This window comes from Geodermatophilus sp. URMC 65 (assembly GCF_053502545.1).
Genome location: NZ_CP199954.1, coordinates 5,327,689 through 5,347,021, shown reverse-complemented (window position 1 = coordinate 5,347,021; position 19,333 = coordinate 5,327,689). Strand labels below are relative to the sequence as shown.

The 19,333-nt window shown below is 71.7% G+C and carries 16 protein-coding genes; 5 read left to right on the top strand and 11 right to left on the bottom strand.

Going from position 1 to position 19,333, the window contains the following annotated elements; translation table 11 throughout:
- Window positions 1-366 precede the first annotated feature (366 nt).
- The 4 genes from ACWIX7_RS25740 to ACWIX7_RS25725 all read right to left on the bottom strand — a co-directional run bounded on the left by ACWIX7_RS25740 (window position 367) and on the right by ACWIX7_RS25725 (window position 5,326).
- Entirely contained in the window at window positions 367-609 is a 243-nt protein-coding gene (locus tag ACWIX7_RS25740; protein ID WP_448619244.1) for a tyrosine-type recombinase/integrase, read from the bottom strand.
- A 656-nt stretch (window positions 610-1,265) separates the two neighbouring features.
- Entirely contained in the window at window positions 1,266-2,252 is a 987-nt protein-coding gene (gene sbnA, locus ACWIX7_RS25735) for a 2,3-diaminopropionate biosynthesis protein SbnA (protein ID WP_448619243.1), read from the bottom strand.
- A gap of 369 nt (window positions 2,253-2,621) precedes the next feature.
- Window positions 2,622-4,679: an RCC1 domain-containing protein gene (locus ACWIX7_RS25730; protein WP_448619242.1), complete on the bottom strand. Its 2,058-nt coding sequence runs from the start codon at window positions 4,677-4,679 to the stop codon at window positions 2,622-2,624.
- Window positions 4,680-4,726: 47 nt separating this feature from the next.
- On the bottom strand, window positions 4,727-5,326 hold the full coding sequence (locus ACWIX7_RS25725) for an FHA domain-containing protein (RefSeq protein ID WP_448619241.1): 600 nt from the start codon (window positions 5,324-5,326) through the stop codon (window positions 4,727-4,729).
- A gap of 888 nt (window positions 5,327-6,214) precedes the next feature.
- Between ACWIX7_RS25725 and ACWIX7_RS25720 the strand changes: the two genes are divergently transcribed.
- Complete coding sequence (locus ACWIX7_RS25720; RefSeq protein WP_448619240.1) at window positions 6,215-6,811, top strand: RNA polymerase sigma factor; 597 nt, start codon at window positions 6,215-6,217, stop codon at window positions 6,809-6,811.
- 482 nt (window positions 6,812-7,293) lie between these two features.
- Here ACWIX7_RS25720 and ACWIX7_RS25715 read toward each other — a convergent pair whose 3' ends face one another.
- From ACWIX7_RS25715 to ACWIX7_RS25705, 3 genes are all read right to left on the bottom strand, one after another.
- Window positions 7,294-8,202 (bottom strand): NAD-dependent epimerase/dehydratase family protein, encoded by a 909-nt coding sequence (locus ACWIX7_RS25715; RefSeq protein WP_448619239.1) that lies wholly within the window; start codon window positions 8,200-8,202, stop codon window positions 7,294-7,296.
- An 87-nt stretch (window positions 8,203-8,289) separates the two neighbouring features.
- Window positions 8,290-9,039 carry an alpha/beta fold hydrolase gene (locus ACWIX7_RS25710; RefSeq protein ID WP_448619238.1) on the bottom strand — a complete coding sequence of 250 codons (750 nt, stop codon included), beginning with the start codon at window positions 9,037-9,039 and terminating at the stop codon, window positions 8,290-8,292.
- A 381-nt stretch (window positions 9,040-9,420) separates the two neighbouring features.
- A complete protein-coding gene (locus tag ACWIX7_RS25705) occupies window positions 9,421-9,777 on the bottom strand; it encodes a nuclear transport factor 2 family protein (RefSeq protein WP_448619237.1) in 357 nt (118 codons plus the stop codon).
- Between the two features lie 78 nt (window positions 9,778-9,855).
- Here ACWIX7_RS25705 and ACWIX7_RS25700 point away from each other — a divergent pair, with 78 nt between their 5' ends.
- Complete coding sequence (locus ACWIX7_RS25700) at window positions 9,856-10,653, top strand: MerR family transcriptional regulator (protein ID WP_448619236.1); 798 nt, start codon at window positions 9,856-9,858, stop codon at window positions 10,651-10,653.
- A gap of 363 nt (window positions 10,654-11,016) precedes the next feature.
- On the opposite strand, the gene ACWIX7_RS25695 is transcribed toward ACWIX7_RS25700, so the two are convergent.
- From ACWIX7_RS25695 to ACWIX7_RS25685, 3 genes are read right to left on the bottom strand one after another with little or no spacing between them, the layout of a single operon-like run.
- Window positions 11,017-12,180, bottom strand: coding sequence for an alpha/beta hydrolase-fold protein (locus ACWIX7_RS25695; protein WP_448619235.1), 1,164 nt, complete (start codon window positions 12,178-12,180; stop codon window positions 11,017-11,019).
- A complete protein-coding gene (locus tag ACWIX7_RS25690; RefSeq protein ID WP_448619234.1) occupies window positions 12,177-13,103 on the bottom strand; it encodes a hypothetical protein in 927 nt (308 codons plus the stop codon). The genes ACWIX7_RS25695 and ACWIX7_RS25690 overlap by 4 nt, the downstream gene beginning before the upstream one ends.
- Before the next feature lie 7 nt (window positions 13,104-13,110).
- The gene (locus ACWIX7_RS25685) at window positions 13,111-14,334 is read right to left on the bottom strand and encodes an ATP-grasp domain-containing protein (RefSeq protein WP_448619233.1); all 1,224 of its coding nucleotides are present in this window, start codon (window positions 14,332-14,334) and stop codon (window positions 13,111-13,113) included.
- A 117-nt stretch (window positions 14,335-14,451) separates the two neighbouring features.
- Between ACWIX7_RS25685 and ACWIX7_RS25680 the strand changes: the two genes are divergently transcribed.
- Window positions 14,452-15,678, top strand: a complete 1,227-nt coding sequence (locus tag ACWIX7_RS25680) for a hypothetical protein (RefSeq protein WP_448619232.1) — start codon at window positions 14,452-14,454, stop codon at window positions 15,676-15,678.
- 17 nt (window positions 15,679-15,695) lie between these two features.
- Window positions 15,696-16,907 (top strand): ATP-grasp domain-containing protein, encoded by a 1,212-nt coding sequence (locus tag ACWIX7_RS25675; protein WP_448619231.1) that lies wholly within the window; start codon window positions 15,696-15,698, stop codon window positions 16,905-16,907.
- Between the two features lie 9 nt (window positions 16,908-16,916).
- Here ACWIX7_RS25675 and ACWIX7_RS25670 read toward each other — a convergent pair whose 3' ends face one another.
- The gene (locus tag ACWIX7_RS25670) at window positions 16,917-17,642 is read right to left on the bottom strand and encodes an esterase family protein (RefSeq protein ID WP_448619230.1); all 726 of its coding nucleotides are present in this window, start codon (window positions 17,640-17,642) and stop codon (window positions 16,917-16,919) included.
- A 161-nt stretch (window positions 17,643-17,803) separates the two neighbouring features.
- On the opposite strand from ACWIX7_RS25670, the gene ACWIX7_RS25665 reads away from it, so the two are divergent.
- Window positions 17,804-19,276, top strand: coding sequence for a hypothetical protein (locus tag ACWIX7_RS25665; protein WP_448619229.1), 1,473 nt, complete (start codon window positions 17,804-17,806; stop codon window positions 19,274-19,276).
- The last annotated feature ends 57 nt before the right edge of the window (window positions 19,277-19,333 follow it).

Here is a 19,333-nt window from a genome sequence, read left to right as displayed (position 1 = left end):
CTTGAGGGACACTCGGTTGTCCAGTATCAGCGTTAGGGGCGCGAATTGCTGCACGCGCCCATCGGCGCGGGTGACTTCCTGGGGACGCTGCCGGGGACGAGGATGACTCTCTTCTGCGTGCGACGGGGGCCGATCGACTGAAGCCGGGATTCCCTTCTGCCTGGCGGACGACGCTCCCGCAACCGGGCCGCAGGAGCACCCCCTACGCGAGCGACGTCAGCTCACGCGCAGACGTGTGCGTATGTATTGTGTCGCCCCTCGGACACAGCCTCACCCCGGTGTTCCTGCAGCTCAGGAGCCCGGGGTGTCTTGCTGTCGGGGCTCCTCAGGCCCTCGTGACACCCGCGTGGGATTTCGCGCCTCGGATCAGCCCTCGCGCAGCGCGGCGAAGCGGTCGGCCGCCTCGCGGCCCATGCCGGGGTGGACGTGCTGGTACACGGTGAGCGTGATGGTGGCGCTGGCGCTGGTGCTGGCGTGACCGAGGCGCTCGGAGACGACCTTCACCGGCACCCAGTCGGCGAGCAGCAAGGTGGCGTGGGTGTGGCGCAGGTCGTGCAGCCGGATCACCGGCAGTCGCTCTTCCTCCCGCGCCCTGCGGGCCTGGACCACCTGGCCGGCGAAGCGGCAGGAAGCCCTGCTGGACAGCCCTGAGGACGAACGGCGGCCGGTCGTCGAGCACAACCTCCTCGGCTCCAGGAGCTGCAGGGCAGTCGCTGTCCCGCCCAGGACGAGGTTGCCCGCGAGCTCGCAGGTCGGCTGCCACACCGCTGGGTCGACGCCGGCGCCACCTGACGTCCAGTCTCGACCTGACCGGTCCGGGACCGACCCGGCTCGTCGTCGATCTGCGCCGACGGCCCCGTACACCGGTCCGGACTGGTACTCCGGGCGGGTCACGCTGCGTCGGGTCGAAGTGAGCTGGCGGCCTCACCGGGGGTTGATCGCACCGGCGGGGGCCGGTCCGTCCCGACGGCCGATGCCCTCCGCCGACGACATCACCGGGTCCCGTCGGGCTCGGAACCCTGCCTCCTGCCGCTTCTGCTCGGTGACGAGAACCCCGTGTCCGACTTCCTGTCCACCGCCCTCCCGCTCGCTGGGCACACCCGCCCGCGGTCCCCGTCGCCCACGAGATCGTCCGACGAGGGCACGGCGTGCAATGGATCGACCGAAGGTCAACGGGGGCTCCCGCTCGTTGATGATCCGGCCGTTGGTCCCTACCGGCGCAGCGGGTGGGAGAAGTCATCGGAGCGGGGCATCGGGGGCACTGGTCAGGCGGCCGGGGAGGCGTCAGCCAGCTCGTTGGAGGTGAGGACGTCTTCGCCGTAGAGGTCGGCCACCCAGTTGGTCTGGTAGATCGTGTCGAGGTAGCGCTCCCCGAGGTCGGGGGCGATGGCCACCGTGGTCAGGTCAGGCGTGCCGTGGTCGGCCAGCCAGTCCATGGCGCCGCTGACCACGGTGCCGGTGGAGCCGCCGAACAGGAACCCACGCCGAGCCAGGCGGTGGCAGGCCCGGATGGCGTCGGCCTCCTGGACGTAGATCACCTCGTCGACGTAGGACTCGTCGAGCAGCGGCGGCCGCACCCCCATGCCCAGGCCGGGGATCATCCGCCGGGCCGCCGGAGCGCCGAAGGACACCGAACCGACCGGGTCGACGGCCACGATCCGCACGTGGGGGTGGTGCTGGCGGAAGTAGCGGGCGCAGCCCATCAGCGTGCCGGTGGTACCGGCGCCGACGAACAACACGTCAAGCTGCGGGAACTCCCGGGCGATCGCCGGGCCGGTGGTGCGGTAGTGCGCCTTCCAGGCATTGGGGTTGGTGTACTGGTTGAGCCACACGTACCGGTCGTCACGGGCGCACAACGCGCGGATGAAGTCCATCCGGGCGCCGAGCAGACCGGTGACCGGGTCGGGCTCGGTGATGGTGTGCACCTGTGCACCCAGCGCCTCCATCAGCAGCCGGGTCGCCAGGTTGCACCGGGAGTCGGTGACGCACAGGAACCGGTAGCCCTTGCTTGCGGCGACCATGCTCAGCGCCACGCCCAGGTTCCCCGACGAGGATTCGATCAGGAACGCCCCAGGTTGCAGGGTCCCGTCGCGTTCGGCGGCCTCGACCATCTCGGTGGCGGCCTTGAGCTTGACCGAGCCGGCGAAGTTGAAGCCTTCGCACTTCAGGAACAGCGACTGCCCGAAGACCGACTGCAGGTCTACGTACAGGTCGTGCTCGTTGAAATCCTGGGGAGAAGCAACGACTGGCATGATCACCCTCGCCTGGTGCGCTCGGATTCCCTCACGGGTGTCGTCCTGACGTCCATAGGATGCGCGACCGCTACGCCGGTGCAGTATCCCGTGCGTGGAGCAACTCCGTTGCTCACGTGTGAGGCGCTTCTTATACCGATATAAGACGTGCTGGTGGCATCGTCGTGTGACGCTCGGGCCCCCCGAGATCGAGAAGCAATCACTGCACAGTTGCGATGTTCTACGGGCATCTGGGCTGGAGCCGAGCAGACCCCGCCCCTTCGTGTGGTCGGATCGTTTGACGGACCGCGCCTGCACCTGCTGCGAAAGGGATCAGGGAACGTGGCATCAAACGGGCAACCCGCGTGATGATCGGTTCGCCGCCGTTTCTCAGGCGGTCAAGCTGGACACCTCGACGGGAACGGCCTGGTCATCCGCTGTGCCCTCGCCGAGCTGACCTTCCGCGTTCCAACCCCAGGCCATGACCGTGCCGTCGGCGAGCAGCGCGAGGCTGTGCTGGGTCGACGTCGAGGTGGTGGTCACCTCGGTGAGGTCGAGGACGTCGACGGGGAGGGGTTGATCGTCGAAGGTGCCGTTACCGAGCTGGCCACGTTCGTTGGCTCCCCATGTCGTGACTCGGCCGTTTCGGCGTAGGGCGAGGCTGAACCGGTCGCCGGCGGCAACGGCGGTGATGTCGGTCAACCCAGACACCGTGACCGGGGACGGCCGGTCGTCCGTTGTGCCATCGCCCAGCTGACCGAAGGCATTCCAGCCCCAGGCTCGGACGGTCCCGTCCCCCAGCAGGGCCAGGCTGTGGAAGTTGCCGGCGGAGATGGCGGTGACCTCGGCCAGTCCCGGTATAGCCATCGGGGCGGTGTTGGCGCTCCGTTCGGTCTGTGCCGAGGTACCTCTGCCGGTCGGGCCGCGTAGACCGTTGTCTCCCCAGGTCCCGACGGTGCCGTCGGTGAGCAGGGCCAGGCTGTGTGTGCCGCCGGCGGCGATGGCGCTGACAGCCGTGAGGCCGGGTACCTCAGCCGGTGTGAGGCGGTCGGTGGTGGTGCCGTCGCCCAGCTGTCCGTCGTCGTTGCTGCCCCAGGACCTGACCGTGCCATCAGCCAGCAGGGCCAGGGTGTGCGCGAAGCTGACCGGATCGTCGCGGCCGTCGTTGCCCAGGAATCCGCCGACGGCGAGGGCGGTCACACCGGTCAGGTCGGGCAGCGCTGTCGGGGTGGACCGGTTGGTGGTGGTGCCGTCGCCGAGCTCGCCGAACTGGTTGTCGCCCCAGATCCTGACGGTGCCGTCCCGCAGGCGCGCCATGCTGTGCCAGTCACCGGCGTCGACGGTGGTGACATCGGTCAGGTCGGGCAGCGCCACCGGCCTGGATCGCCGCGATGCGGTGGTGCCGTCACCGAGCTGACCAGAACCGTTGAAGCCCCAAGCCTTGACGGTGCCATCGGCGAGTAGGACCAGGTTGTGCGTGGCGCCGGCGGCGACCTGTCGCACTCCGGGACCAGCCGCCGGCCTCGGTGACGGTTGTGGTCCGGGCGCGGCGATGTTCCGGACCACGGCTGTTCCGCCGGCCACGAGCACAGCTGCCGAGCCCAGGCCGGCCAGTAGGAAGGTGCGCCGGCTCAGACCGGGGCGGGTTGCCCGCGGGAGCTCGCGGTCGGCCGGGAGCGCGGTCTCGAGCGCGTCGACGAATGCGCCGGCGGAGGGGTAGCGCTGGATGGGGGACTTGGCCAGTGCACGCTGGAAGACGGCGTTCACCGGCACCGGCAGGTCGTTGTTCCGCTCGGTGGCACGCGGCACCGGATGGGTTCCATGGGCGAGCAGCAGGGCCAAGGTGTCCTGCTCGGTGTAAGGCGGGGTGCCGGTCAGCACCTCGAAGGCCACACACGCCAGGGAGTACAGGTCGGCGCGGTGACCGATCGGGTCCCCGGAGGCCTGTTCGGGCGCCATGTACGTCGGCGTCCCCAGATACCGGCTGCTCACGGTGACCAAGGTGTCGCCGAGTGCCTTGGCCAGACCGAAGTCGACCAGGACCGGCCGGCCCTGCGGGTCGATCAGGATGTTGGACGGCTTGATGTCGCGGTGGATCACTCCGCGGCTGTGCGCGTGGTCCAGCGCCTCGGCGAGCTGCTCGAGTATCGAGACGATCTGCTCGGGCGGGAGCAGGCCCTCGGCGAGCCGTTCCTTGAGGCTGATCCCGGTGACCAGGCGCATCGCCAGGTAGAGCCGTCCGTCGGCGTCTCCGGCGTCGAACACCGTGACGATGCAGGGATGGTCGAGGCTCTGCATCATCCGGGCCTCCCGTACGAACCGGGCGGCGAACTCCTCCTGCATGGCCAGGGCCGGGAGCAGCAGCTTGAGTGCCACCGGGCGACCCAGTTCACGGTGCACCGCACGGTAGACCTCACCCATTCCGCCCCGACCGATGAGCGCCTCCACGGTGAACGAGCCGACCGCCGCACCGGGTGGCAGCGATCCGGTGGTGGTCATGGCGGCGAGTCCCACAGGTCGGCAAGGGGGACCGCGCCGCGGCGAATGGCCTCGTTGGCCAGCTGGCCTCGACGGCTGCCCGTGCCGGGGGCGATGCCGAACTTGTCGTAGAGCCGCAGCAGGTGCTGCTGTACCGCGGCCTCGGTGACGACCAATGTGGTGGCGATCTCGTGCAGGGATGCCGGCTCGGTGAACACCTGACCGCCGACCAGGGGCCGACACAGCGCGCGCAGCACATCACGCTCGCGACGGGTCAGCTCCGGCGCCGGCGCTGCTCCCTCGGTTCGCGTGGTTCCTGCCGGCTCCGCCGCTCGGTACACCAACTTCGTCCGCCCCACCGCAAGGTCATCGCCGTGCCGCAGTGCGCACATCCCCAGGATGCGCTCCCCCCGCACGAACGTGCCGTTGCGGCTACCGACGTCCTGCACGCACCAGCCCCCGCCGACCGGCTCCAGGACTGCGTGCAGGCCGGAGACCGTCTTGTCGTCAGCGAGGGGGACGTCATTGCTGCTGTTGCGGCCGATCGTCACCCGGCGCGTCTCCAGCAGCACGAGCTCCACACCCGAGGGCTTCCACACCTCCAGATACGCCGTCATGCCCGCCGACCGCCACCGAGCCATGGCTCCCGGCTCCGCACCGACGATCCCCCGGCCAGCCCCCAGATCCAGCGTGACGACATGGCAAGTCTCCCTGGAGACCACTACTACCCGCCCCGGCTGGCCGAGCTTACCGACCTGACCCGTCACCCAGTCCCGATCCTGGCCGAGAAGTGGGTCGCCATGGGCCCCCGGCGGCTCCCACCACCACGCCCTCTCGAGCGGGCGGGCACAGCTGTGGACAGACCCCGGAGGGCCGCCGTCCTTATGATTCCAGGACAAGACACTTACCCGCCCGTGCCGGAAGTGTGCCGTCGGACGCCATGCCGCGTCGGATTCGCGCTGGCAATCCTGGAGAAGTCCGCAAGACCACGAGCGCCGGTCACAGCGAGCGCTGCTACACGTCAGAGGAATTCGATGTCTGGACAATCTCCCGGATTGCGACTCGGACAGGCCAGGGGCGCGTCTGCCAATCGTCCCTGTCATCGCCACGCCACCGGAGTATGGATGGCCTATTGCTCGGAATGCACCGCCTGGCATCTCGGCCACCAGACCGCCGATCCATCCCCAGGGCTGGGGCAGCGCCCCGCGGATCGGAGGCCGTCTCGATCGTCACCGGACGGCCTCGTCAGCAGCCTCGATGGCACGGACCCGGGAGTGCGCCGCACCGCCGCGGCCGAGGACCTGAGGTGCTCCGTGGTCGCCAGTCCGCTGCAGTCCACCGCCCACCACCGAGGGCACGCAGACCCAGCATCCCGGCGTCCCGGGAGCACCGCACTGACCGTGGACCCCACCTCCCGTCCGCGGCCGGGGCGACCGGCTTCGAGGCCGGTGCCTGCGCTCGGGCACCGGACGATCGGACGGTCCGGCAGGACTCGTCCCGATGGCGTGGCGCACGGCCGCGAGTCCACCGTTCCCCGGACCGATGGATACGAGATCACAGCGCAGCTGGTCCGGCGGGCCGCGGGCGGCGACGAAGCCGCCTGGGACGCCATCGTCGACGGGTACAGCCGCCTGCTCTGGTCGGTCGTCCGCGGGTTCCGGATGACCGACGCACAGGCCGCCGACGCCGTCCAGACGACGTGGGTGCGACTGCTGGAGAATCTCGACGCGATCCGGGAACCCGAGCGGCTGGCCGGTTGGTTGAGGACGACCGCGCGCCGAGTCTGCCTGGAGACCGTCCGCCGAGCGAGCCGCGAGTGCCCGGTGGACCCGCAGAGGCACACGGCCCTCGAGCAGGTCGCGGGGCGGGCCGATGACCCGGAGGCGCACGTCCTGCGGCAGGAGCGGGCGGCCATGGTGCGCGAGGCGCTGGGCGAGCTCCCCCAGCGGCATCAGCAGCTGCTCGAGCTGCTGGTCGCGTCACCGCCGCTGAGCTACGAGGAGATCGGTGCGCGGCTGGGCATGCCGGTGGGCAGCATCGGCCCGACCCGCGCCCGTCTCCTCACCCGGCTGCGTACGGCGCTGGCCCCGGCCGTCCCCTGACGACCTGGTGCATGGTCAGCGGGACGACCTGCTCGTGGAGGACGGGGCAGGGTCGTGGCGTGTCGAGGAGCTCGGCCTGAGCTGCTGTCGCCGACCGCCGGGTGACCGGACCGTTCCCGCAGGGCCGGGCGGAGCTGGTCGCCGAGCTGGGCCCGCGCTGCTGGACGCGCCAGAGCGCACGGCTGGCCGATCGGCCGCGCCAGCAGGCTGTCGAAGCGGTGCCCGGCACCGGGTGTTCCTCGACCGGCTGCGGACCACCCTGGTGCACCTGCGCCACGGCGTCACCCACGACGTGCCGGTCTACTGGTGCGTGGTGTCCCGCTCGACGATCACCCGGACCGGACCCACCGGAGAGCGCCCCATGGGTCTCACCGAAGCCCGCGAATCCGTGTGCGTGTGTGGCGTGTCGCCCCTCGGACACAGTCGAGGCGCACCGCTCGGTGTGCGCTTCTCGGTTGCCGGTGGCAGACCCGGCGTTGCTGTCACGCGCGCGTCGTCAGGCCCCGCCGCAGCTCGTCCATGGCCTGCGCGAGGCTCACCCGCGGCACCCAGCCCCACCCCCGCGCGCGCTCGGTGAGCAGCTGCCCGGTCCAGACCGGCTCGTCGGTCCACTCGGGCACGACGCCCAGCGCGTCGGTCACCGTGCCGAGGTAGTCCCGCCACGTCGCAGCCTCGCCCGCGACGATGACCGGGGTCGCGCCGCCGGCCACGGGGCCTCGCTCCGGGTCGTCGGCGGTCGCGACGGCGCCCGTGGCGACGTCCGCGATCAGGGCCGCCAAGTCGTCGACGTGCACCCAGGCCCAGGTCTTGGCCGGGTTCGCCCGGCGCTCCCCGTCACGGATCCCCTGCGGTCGCAGCGTGTTCCAGACGGACGTGTCGCCGGCGCCCATGATCGCCGGCGGGCGGACCAGCACGGTCGTGAGCCCGCCGACCTGCGCCAGCGCGACGTCGGTGGCGTTCTTGGTGTCGGGGTAGTCGCCGCTGCCCCCGGGCAGGAGAGCACCGTCCTCGGCCACGTCCCCGACACCGGCCGAGCGGTCGTAGACCCCGGCCGTGGACACGTGCACGAACCGGGCGACGCCGGCGTCCCGGGCAGCCCGAGCGAGAACCGGCGTGCCTTCGACGCCCACCCGGTGCTGCACCTCTCGGGACGCGCCCATCGGGTGGACTGTCGTGACGACCGCGTCGGCTCCCTGGGTCACCGCGCGGGCGAGGCCCTCGTCAGCGAAGTCGCCGACGTGCTCGGTGACTCCGTCGAGTGCGGGCGCGCTGCCGACGCGTCGGACGACGGCGCGCACCCGCGCCGACCGCTCGACGAGCGCCCGGCACACCGCGGCGCCCACCAACCCGTTCGCACCGGTCACCACGACGACGGGAGCGGAAGTGGCCATGCCGTCCACACTGCCAGCGACCACACGACGACGCCTGCTGCGCCGCACGTCGCGGCGTCGGGGCGCGCCCGCTGGGCGGTCGTCCGGTCAGCCGGCCGTCGCGCGTGCGGCCTCGTCGATCAGCTGCGCGACGGCCTCCGGCTGGGACACGGTCACGGCGTGGGAGGCGTCGACCTCGACGGCGTGCGACCTCGCGCGCTCGGCCATGAACCGCTGGGACTGGGCCGGGACGGCGAGGTCCTGGAGTGTGATGAGCGTCCAGGACGGGATGGTCTTCCAGGCCGTCTTCGTCGCCTTCTCCTCGAGCGCGTCGGCGACGATGGGCCGCTGCGTGACGGCCAGCAGCGCGGCGACCTCCTCCGGCACGTCCGCGGCGAAGACCTCCCGGAACTCCTCCTGATCGATGTACAGGTCGTGCACCGTCTGCCCGTCGGGACCAACGACGGGCACCGGGCGCAGCGCCGGCCCGAGCTCGTTGCCGGGGAACTTCCCGGCCAGCTCGCCGGTGCTCTCGCCCTCCTCGAGGACGAAGCTGGCGACGTACACGAGCGCCCTCACCTCCGGGTTCCCGTCGGCGGCCTCGCTCATCACGCTTCCGCCGTAGGAGTGGCCGGCGAGCACGATCGGCCCGTCCACGCTGGCCAGGACGCTGCCCAGGAACTCGGCGTCGCTGTCCAGGGCACGGAGCGGGTTGGCCACCCCGATCACCGGATAGCCGTCACCCCTGAGCTGGGCGATCACGCCGTTCCAGCTGGACGAGTCGGCGAAAGCCCCGTGGACCAGCACCACCGTGGGCTTCGACGCGTCCGTGAGGGTCGCTGCGGTGTTCGCGGACATGGTTCGTTCCTCTCCGGTCGTGGGCAGCTGAGCCGCCCGGTTCGACGCCGCAGCCCAGGGGCTGCGGGTCTGCAAGGGCACGAGGAAGGAGCCGGACCGGCTCGCTCTCGTGCTGATCGCCGCATGCCGGTTACCGGCCTCGTCGCGGCGGACCTGGCCACCATGCGCGACGCCGACCGCCGTTGCCGCCGCCATCGAGGCCGGCGACGTCGAAGCTGCTCTCCGCGCCGACGACGAGCTGCACGGCGTGCTCGTGACCATCCCCGGCAACCGCGCACGCGCCACGGTCCTCGAGCGGTTCACTCCCGGCCTTGCGGCGTGCGGAGCCGCTGCGGTTCGGCTCGCTGCGGGGCCATGCACCCGTCGCCCGGCGGACCGGAGTCATCGAGGAGTGATGACCAGCTCCGCGATGAGATCGCCGTCCATCACGAAGCGGTGGTCCAGCTCGGCCAGTCCGCCGGGGAAGTTCCCTTCCAGACGGTTGGTGGCCGCGCAGTGCGTGTCGTCGATGCGCTGCGCGCCGATGAGCTCGGTCGTGTAGGTGAACTCGGCTCCGGCGTTCCGCAGGAACTCGCGGACCTCGTCGGTCCCGCGGAAGGTCTGTCCCTGGTCGACGACCACGGCCGTGGAGCTGAAGGCGTGGATGGCTGCGTCGACGTCGCGGGCCGCGTGGGCGGTGAGGAAGCCCCCGATCGTGGCCGGGAGCTCGCTGGGCTGGATGCTGGTCGGTGTGGTCATGCCCCGACGGTGCGGCCTCCCGCTCCGGGAGGGTCGAGCACTGGACTCTTCCCCGGGGAGAGGGTGCACAGTGCTCCGGTGCTGGCGATCGGCGAGTTCTCCCGGCTGACCCACCTGAGCGTGCGCACGCTGCGCCGCTACCACGACGCGGGCCTGCTCGAGCCCGCGACGGTGGACCCCGCCAGCGGCTACCGGTACTACGACGCGGACCAGATCCCGACCGCCCAGGTCATCCACCGCCTGCGCGAGCTCGACGTCCCGCTGTCCGACGTCCAGCGCATCCTGCGCTCCGCCGACCCCAGCACCCGTGCCTGTCTGGTCTCCGACCACCTGCAGCGACTCGAGTCCGAGCTCGACCGGACCCGTGCCGCGGTCGCGTCGCTGCGTCGGCTGCTGCGGCCGGAGCCCGCCCCGCTCGACGTCGAGCTGCGTGCGGTGCGGGCGACCACGGTGGCCGCGGTCGAGGACGACGTGGAGCACGACCACGTCCTCGACTGGTACGCCGGTGCCATGGCCGAGCTGGACGCCGTGGTGCGGCAGCCGACCGGCCCCCCGGGCGGCCTGTACGACAACGCGCTGTTCGAGACCGGCCGCGGGCACCTGCTGGTGTACCGGGCGACGGCGTACGCCCCGCACAGCGGCCGGGTGCACCCGGTGACGCTGCCGGCCGTCGAGCTGGCCGTCACCACCCACGTCGGCGAGCACGACGACATCGACGTCACCTACGGAGAACTGGGCGCCTGGGTCGTGAGTAACGCGCTCGTGGTGGCCGGACCGGTCCGGGAGACCTACCTGGTCGGGCCCCGCGACACTGCAGAACCGGCCGCCTGGCGCACCGAGATCGGCTGGCCCGTCTTCCGGATGGCCCGGCCCTGACCAGCGGAGGACAGCGGTGGAGGAGCCCCGCCTCTGGCGGTGAGCGACGAGCGTCTTGCGCGCCTGGCCGGTGTTCCGGCCGATGGCCCCCTCACAGCACGGAGCGGTCACTCGACAGGCGAGAGCCGTGTGCGCATGTACCGTGTCGCCCCTGGGACACCGAGTTGAACCCCACGACTCGACGGCCACAGTGGTGCGACGACCGAAGCACGGGCGACGGTGAGCCGTCCTTCGTGCGGATGCCCGCGAGCGCGTCGGTGGCTCTCGGTCCCGACGGTCGCCCCTACTCCCCCGGCCGAGCGCAGCGCCTGCGCTTCCCCCGCTGGGTGACGCGGAACCTCCGACACGACCCGCGGCACGTGCTCACTCGTAGTAGAGCTTCTGTGGCCCCGGGTACACCCAGGACAGCGCGTCGCGCAGCCGGTCCCGCCAGTTCTCCCACGAGTGGCCGTCGCGCGCCTCGGTGTAGCGAACCTGCATGCCGGCGTCCTCGAACACGTGCACCATCGACCGGTTGGGCACGATGAGCTGCTCGTAGACGCCGCAGGACATGAAGATCCTGTCTGCGACGCAGCGCGGCTTCGCCCGGAACCGGTTCACGAACTTGACGACGGGATCGAAGACCGGCCCCCCGCCGTGATCGCTGCTGATGTCGGTGAAGACGAACGATCCCGACATCAGCACCAGGGACCCGTACGTGTCGGGCGAGCGGTACGCGGCCGACAGCGCGGCCACCCCGCCGAACGACGAGCCCAGCAGGCACCGCCCGGCACGCTGTTCGACCAGCGGGAGCGACGACTCCAGCTCCGGCAGCAGCTCCCGGGTGAGGAACCGGGAGTGCGCCGCGGAGTTCGCGTACTCGTCCAAGCGCTCGCCGGGGTGGGTGAAGGCGACCACGGTCTCCGCGACGTCGAGCCGGTGGATCAGGTTGTCCAGGACGGTCTTCATCGAGGCGTACTGCAGGAAGTCCCCGCCGTCGTGCACCACCAGCAGCGGATAGGACGCCGTCGGCCGGAACCGGGCCGGCAGATACACCGTGACGTGCGCGTCGCGGCCGAGCGCGCGGCTGCGCAGCACGAGCTCCTTCAACTCGCCCGGGCGTGCCTCGGGGTCCGGGAGCACCCAGTCCGGCGTCTCGTAGCCCGCTGCGAAGCAGACCGACGACGAGCCCATGGGGCTGTGCGACCGCTTCTCGTTGAGCGGGTCGTTGAAGCGTTCGTAGTGGTCGCCGCGCCGGATCTCGATCTGGTACTCGACCCGCGAGCCCTCCGGCAGCTCGAGCACCAGGTACCACAGGTCGGTGCCGTGCAGGCGGCGCAGCGGGATCCGGTCGGGTAGCCCGACGATCCGCTGGCAGACCCACGCCTCGTCCGCCTCGCCGCGCCACAGGAAGGTGCACCGGTCCCCCTCGACCACCGGGACCTCGTGCCGTCCCAGGAACCGATCGACCGTCTCGCGGTCCAGGGGTTTCGCCGACTTGAGCCGGTTGATGGCCAGCCGGCCCGTCCGGGGCTGGGCGGCGGTCACGCCGCGCGTCCTTCCGCGATCCGCCCGTCGGTGTCGATCACCCGGGCATCCGGTGGCAGGGCTCCGTCGGGACCGAGGTCGACCCGGACACCGTCGTCCAGGACCAGGCAGGACGCCGGCGCGAACCGGCGGGCCAGGATCGACATCCGGAGGTGGTCGTCGGTCCGCAACCGCCGCCGCGCGTGCGGCAGCAGGACCAGGCCGGGAACCACGCCGATCCCCGCGTCGAAGACCTCGGTCAGCGAGGCGCCCTGCGCCGCCCGGTCGTGGAAGAGCACCACCCGCGGGGTCAGCGCCATCGCCCCGGCCGACCACGCCACCACCCGCGGGGGCAGGTGCGGCGACAGGTGGAACAGGTGCAGGACCCGGAGCAGGTCGCCGACGTGCCCGCCGGCCACGACCAGGCACTCGGCAGCCGACAGCAGCCCGCGGACCTCCTCGCGGTGCCCCGCGATCGTGCCCCGCTCCTCCGGCCGCCACGTCCCGTAGAAGGCCTCCTGCAGCTCACCGACCCTGGCCAGGTGCGTGGCGTCGAGGAACCGCAGCGCCGCGAGCGCGTCGTCGAGGGCCATCGCCTGCGTGTGCGCGTGCCCGTCGGTCCGCGAGGCCACCGCGGACACCGCCTGCAGGGCGTGCTCCAGCCGGATCAGGTAGAGCTGCTGCATCTCGTCGAGCACCAACCGGTGCTCGCGCTCGGCCTCCGCGTACTCGGGATCGGCCTGCAGCACGGTCATCCACCGGGCGAACAACCGCAGGTTCACCGCCTGACCGCCGGCGAGGGCGAGGATCTCGGCGTCGTCCGCCTCCCGCTCCTGCCAGCCGGCGTTGACGACCGCGACCGGCCCCTCGACGCCCAGGGACGACAGGACCCGATCGAAGGTCGGACGCCGCTGCGGCCCGAGCAACGTGATCGACGGGGTCACCGCGGCGTCAGTTCGCGTGCACGCGCACGGTGCGCCCGACGTCGTCGAGCATGCCGTGCAGCGTGTCGAAGTCGGGGTGCCGCATGCGGACGTAGGCGTTGGCCATGTACCCGGCCGCCACCGGCTGGGTCGGCGTCCCCGGCGGCGGAAGGTGCGCGTCCAGCACCCACTGGCCGTGCCGGGCCTGGACGTCGTCGACGCCCGAGTACCCCGAGATGGTCCCGTCCCGCTCGGGGCGCAACGCCACGATGCCGGCCGAGTACTGCCGCGACGGCTGCCCCCAGATCTGCCCGTGGACGATCGAGTCGGCCCACTGGCGGTAGACGTCGAGGTCGTTGGCCGCCGAGTACAGGTCCCAGGCGCCGACGCCGGGCGGCCGGCAGCCGATCTCGCTGAACCGCAGTCCCTTGGGGCCGAAGAACCACTCCATGTGCGTGGCGCTGGTGCCGATGCCGAGCGCCTCGTTGACCTGCCGTCCCATGTCCCGCAGCTCCTGGTAGTCGGCCACGGTGTCGATCCGGTTCGTGGCGAGGAACTGCGGCGAGATCCAGCGGGTGCGCATCGCCTCGAGCACGTTCGGGAAGTAGTGCGACACGAAGTCCAGCGCCGGGACACCGTCGACCGACAGGGTGTCGTAGAAGCCCTCGTGCCCCTCGATGAACTCCTCGACGGCGATGGAGTCGACCTGCTGCGCGCCGAACGTGCCCAAGGCGGCCTCGAGCTCGCCGTCGCCGTCGACCCGGGTGGTGTCCAGAGCCCCCGCCCCCGTCCGCGGCTTGAGGATCAGCGGGTAGCCGATCTCTCTCGCGAACGACCACACCTCATCGGCTGTGAACGCGGCGGTGGACGCCGCCGTCGGCACGCCGGCCGCCCGGAGCACCTCCTTCATCGACGGCTTGTCCCGGCACAGCCACGCCGTCCGCACCGACGTCCCGGGGATCGTGCAGTTCTCCCGCACCTGGGCGGCCGCGAGGGTGTGCGACTCGATGGTGGCCTCCAGCCGGTCCACCCAGACCTGCTCCTGGATCCAGCGGACGGCGTCAGTCATGACGCCGACGTCGGTGACGTTCGGGACGACGTGGTAGTGCGCCAGCCAGGAGCGCAGCTCCTCGTCCAGCCCCTCCGTCGGACGGTCGCCGATCCCGATGACCGTGGCACCCACGTCGGCGAGGGCCCGCACGAAGTGGCGCTGCGTCGGCGGGAACGCCGGGTCGACGAAGACCACGTTCATGCCGGGGAGCTTAGGAGGCCCTTCGGCCCCCTGCAGGGTCCCACCGCGAGCGTGCGAGCGGTGGGGGCAGGGGGTCCTTCCACTGCCCGTTCCAGCCTCCGGGCGTAGCGTCCGCGCATGGTCGTCGCCGCCTTCGTCGCGCCGTACCTGCTCGAGGCCACGGCGCGGTTCGTCGTGGCCGCCGCGGAACTGCCCGGCGTCCGGCTCGGGCTCGTCACCTGCGAGCCCGTGGAGCGGATCCCGCCGACGCTGCGCGAGCGGCTCGACGCCCACTGGCGGGTGGACGACGCGTTCGACCCGCGGCAGGTGGCGTGGGCGGTGAGCGGCCTCGCCGGGCAGCTGGGCAGGGTGGATCGGCTCGTCGGGGCCCTCGAGCAGCTGCAGGTGCCGCTGGCGCGGGTGCGCGAGTCGCTCGGCATCGAGGGCATGGACGTGCGGACGGCCATCAACGTGCGCGACAAGGCGCAGATGAAGGAGACGCTGCAGGCGGCCGGCATCCCGTGCGCCCGTCACGCGCTCGTGCGCAGCCCCGGGGAGGCCGTGGCCTTCGCCGACCGGGTCGGGTTCCCGCTGGTCGCCAAGCCGCCGGCCGGGGCGGGGGCGCAGTCGACGTTCCGGCTGGACGACGGCGACATGCTGCGGGGCTGGCTGGCCGCCGTGCCGCTGGGCGGCGACTCCCCCGCGCTGCTCGAGGAGTTCCTCACCGGCGAGGAGCACACGTTCGACAGCGTCACCCTCGGCGGCTCGACCGTGTGGTCGTCGATCGCCGACTACCGCCCCCCGCCGCTGGAGGTCCTGCGCAATCCGTGGATCCAGTGGACGGTCGTGCTGCCGCGCGACATCGGCGGCCCGCGGTACGAGGGCATCCACCGCTGGGGGCCCGCCGCGCTGAAGGCGCTGGGCGTCACCGACGCGCTGACCCACATGGAGTGGTTCGCCCGGCCCGACGGTTCCGTCGCCGTCTCGGAGGTGGCCGCCCGGCCCCCCGGTCCGCAGTTGACCTCGATGCACGGGTACGCGCACGACTTCGACCTCTACCGGGCGTGGGCGGAGCTGGTGGTCCTCGGCCGGTTCGACGTGCCCGAGCGCCGGTACGCGGCCGGGACGGCCTACCTGCGCGGCATGGGGCACGGGCGCGTGCGCGCGGTGCACGGCGTCGACGCCGTCCAGGAGCAGATCGGGCATCTCGTGGTGGAGGCGCGGCTCCCAGAGCCGGGGCAGCCGGCCGGCACGGACTACCTGGGCGAGGGCTACGCGATGGTGCGCGACCCGGACACCGCCGTGGTGGAGGACGCGCTGCACCGGATCGTCAGCGGGGTGCGCGTGGAACTAGCCGAAGCCTGACAAGACCCGGAGGTGCGATGAACGTCGTCATGCTCTCCCCCGGCTACCCGGCCGAGATGGCCTACTTCACCCGTGCGCTGGCCGGCGTCGGCGCCCGGGTCATCGGTGTCGGTGACCAGCCGCCGGACGCGCTGCCCGAGGCCGCCCGCTCGTCGCTGGCGCACTACGAGCACGTGAACCTCGCTGACGAGGGCGCGGTGCTCGACGCGTTGCGCGGGCTGTGGCAGCACGCCTCGATCGACCGGGTCGAGTGCCTCTGGGAGCCGTACATGCTCCTGGCGGCGCGCATCCGGGAGGTCTTCGGACTGCCCGGCATGACCGTGGAGCAGACCGTGCCCTTCCGCGACAAGGAGCAGATGAAGCGCGTCCTCGACGCCGCCGGCGTCCGCACGCCCTGGCACGTCAGCGCCCGCACCGTCGCGGAGGTGTGGGAGGCCGCGGAGAAGGTCGGCTACCCGCTCATCGTCAAGCCGATCGCCGGCGCGGGCTCGGCGGACACCTACCGGGTGGACTCGCCGCAGGAGCTGACCGACGTCCTGCCCCTGCTGCGGCACGTGCCCGAGGTGAGCGTGGAGGAGTTCGTCGACGGCGAGGAGTTCACCTTCGACACCATCTGCTCCGACGGCCGGATCCTGTTCGAGCACGTGCTGTGGTATCGGCCGCGGCCGCTGCAGATGCGCATGCACGAGTGGGTCAGCCCGGTGTCGATCTCGCTGCGCGACCTGTCCGTGCCGCGCCTGTCCGGCGGACGACGGATGGGCGAGGCGGTGCTGGCGGCGCTCGGGTTCCGCACCGGCTTCACGCACATGGAGTGGTACCTCAAGCACGACGGCGAGGCGGTGTTCGGGGAGATCGGGGCGCGCCCGCCGGGCGCGCGGGTGGTGGACGTCATGAACTTCGCCACCGACGGCGACACCTACGCCGGCTGGGCGCAGGCCGTGGTCCACGGCGGGATGGAGCCGCTGGAGCGCCGGTACAACGCGGGCGCGATCTTCAAGCGCGCCCGCGGCTCCGGGCGGATCACGCACTCCGAGGGCTTCGACGCGCTGATGGGCCGGTACGGCGAGCACGTGGCGCTCGTCGACCTGCTCCCGGTGGGGGCGCCGCGCCGTGACTGGCGCTCGACGGTGACCGGCGACGGCATGATCGTCGTCCGGCATCCGGAGCTGCAGCAGGTCATCGAGATGACCGAGGCGTTCGCCCGCGACTTCCAGATGTTCGCGGGCTGAAGGAGCACGTCAGCAGAGCTCATCGAGGTACTGCGGCAGCATCCGCCGCCAGGTGGGCCAGTCGTGCTCCCACTCCTGCCCCCAGACGTCGACCCGGTTCGGCACGCCCTTGCTGCCGAGCACGTTGCCGGCGTCCCAGGACGAGTCGACGTCCTCCCACGCCCCCTGGCCGGTGGCGATGATCGCGAATCGGGTGCGCAGCTGGTCGAGCTGCTCGCCCTCCAGTCCCGGGAGGAAGTCCAGCGGCGAGGCGAAGAAGAGGTCCTGCGAGGACTGGTGGTCGAGGAACTTCTGGATCCGGTAGGTGCCGCTCATGCCCACCGCGGCGCGGAACACGTCCGGGAAGCGGCAGAGCACCGCCAGTGAGTTGAAGGCCCCGATCGAGGCGCCGGTGGCGAGGATCGGCGTCTGGTCGCCGCCCATGTCGGCCCGGATCGCCGGCACGACCTCGTACCGGACGGCGTGGTGGAACTGGTTGAAGAGCCACATCCGGTACTCGAGCGACCCGGCCTTCGCTGCCATCGCCGCGCCGGCCACGCTGTCGCAGGAGTAGAGCTTGACCCTGCCGCTCTCGATCAGCGGCCAGCAGGCACCGACCACGCCGTTGCGCTCGATCTCCTCGGCGTCGCCGCCCGCCGTGGGGAAGACCAGGACGGGCGTTCCGTAGTGGCCCCACCGGGCCAGACCGATCGGCTGGTCCATCCGCTCGGAGTGCCAGCGGTCGGTCACCTTCACGTCGTTCCCCTTCCGCGCACCCGCGACGGTCACCCTGACACGGCCGTCCTGCCGCGACAACGCGGGGCCGGGGAGGCGACGGCGCAGGAAGGCCCGGCGTGTCGGCCGCGCCGATGTGTGCCAACCTGGCCGCACGTCGGCACCGACGGGAGGCGGCCATCGTGGGGCAAGAGGTCGAGGCCCGCACGTTCTCGCGCGCGGACCGCCTGCGCTACCGGGAGAAGCTGCGCCGCTGCCTGGACGTGTTCGGCCGGATGCTCAACGAGTCGAAGTTCGACTTCGAGCGGCCCCTGACCGGCACGGAGATCGAGTTCAACCTGGTGGACGCCCTGCACGACCCGGCGATGCGCAACGAGGAGGTCCTCGCCGCGATCGCCGACGAGGTCTTCCAGGCCGAGATGGGCCAGTTCAACATCGAGATGAACGTGCGGCCGACGACGCTGGCCGGCACGGCCGCCGCGGACCTCGAGGCGGAGCTGCGGGGCAGCCTCAACCAGGCCGAGGAGCGCGCCCGGGCGATCGGGGCGCACATCGTGATGATCGGCACGCTGCCGACCCTCGCCCCCGAGCACCTCACCGGCGACGCGATCACCGCGCACCCGCGCTACGCGCTGATCAACGAGCAGATCTTCGCCGCGCGGGGCGAGGACCTGCACATCGCCATCTCCGGGCCCGAGCGGCTGGACATGCACGCCGACACGATCGCGCCGGAGGCGGCCTGCACCAGCACCCAGTTCCACCTGCAGGTGAGCCCCCAGGACTACGCGGCCCACTGGAACGCCGCGCAGTGCATCGCCGGCGTCCAGGTGGCGCTCGGTGCCAACTCGCCGTTCCTGTTCGGCAAGGAGCTGTGGCGGGAGACCCGGATCCCGCTGTTCGAGCAGGCGACCGACACCCGCCCGCTGGAGCTCAAGGAGCAGGGCGTCCGACCCCGGGTCTGGTTCGGGGAGCGCTTCATCACCTCCGTGTTCGATCACTTCGAGGAGAACGTCCGGTACTTCCCCGCGCTGCTCCCGGTCTGCGACGAGGAGGACCCGATGGCCGTCCTCGACCGCGGCGACATCCCGCAGCTGTCCGAGCTGCGGATGCACAACGGGACCATCTACCGCTGGAACCGCCCGGTCTACGACATCCACCGGGGCCAGCCGCACCTCCGGGTCGAGAACCGTGTGCTGCCCGCCGGCCCGACCATCGTCGACGTGTTCGCCAACGGCGCCTTCTACTACGGCCTGCTACGCACCCTGGCGGCCCAGGACCGGCCCGTGTGGTCGCAGATGTCCTTCGCCGCCGCGGAGGAGAACTTCGAGGAAGGGGCGCGCAACGGCATCAACGCCCAGCTGTACTGGCCGGGCCTCGGCACCGTGCCTGTGACCGAGCTCGTGCTGCGCCGGCTGCTGCCGATGGCCCAGGCGGGCCTGGCCGAGTGGGACGTCGACACCGCGGTCAGCGACCGGCTGCTCGGCGCGGTCGAGCGCCGGTGCACCGCCTACCGCAACGGCGCGGAGTGGCAGGCCGAGACGTTTCACCGGATCGACGAGCAGCGGCAGCCGCTGGACCGCCGTGACGCGCTGCGGGAGATGCTGCGCCGCTACACCGAGCACATGCACGCCAACGAGCCGGTCGCCGACTGGTGAAGGGCCCCTCTGCCCCCCACCGCTCGCACGCTCGCGGCGGGCCCCTGCAGAGGGGTC

Excerpts from the sequence above, each read along its gene's own strand:
- ACWIX7_RS25715 (WP_448619239.1), bottom strand. The coding sequence starts at position 8,202 with ATGGCCACTTCCGCTCCCGTCGTCGTGGTGACCGGTGCGAACGGGTTG.
- ACWIX7_RS25685 (WP_448619233.1), bottom strand. The coding sequence starts at position 14,334 with ATGAACGTGGTCTTCGTCGACCCGGCGTTCCCGCCGACGCAGCGCCAC.
- ACWIX7_RS25680 (WP_448619232.1), top strand. The coding sequence starts at position 14,452 with ATGGTCGTCGCCGCCTTCGTCGCGCCGTACCTGCTCGAGGCCACGGCG.
- ACWIX7_RS25675 (WP_448619231.1), top strand. The coding sequence starts at position 15,696 with ATGAACGTCGTCATGCTCTCCCCCGGCTACCCGGCCGAGATGGCCTAC.
- ACWIX7_RS25725 (WP_448619241.1), bottom strand. The coding sequence starts at position 5,326 with ATGACGGCGTATCTGGAGGTGTGGAAGCCCTCGGGTGTGGAGCTCGTG.
- sbnA (WP_448619243.1), bottom strand. The coding sequence starts at position 2,252 with ATGCCAGTCGTTGCTTCTCCCCAGGATTTCAACGAGCACGACCTGTAC.
- ACWIX7_RS25710 (WP_448619238.1), bottom strand. The coding sequence starts at position 9,039 with ATGTCCGCGAACACCGCAGCGACCCTCACGGACGCGTCGAAGCCCACG.
- ACWIX7_RS25705 (WP_448619237.1), bottom strand. The coding sequence starts at position 9,777 with ATGACCACACCGACCAGCATCCAGCCCAGCGAGCTCCCGGCCACGATC.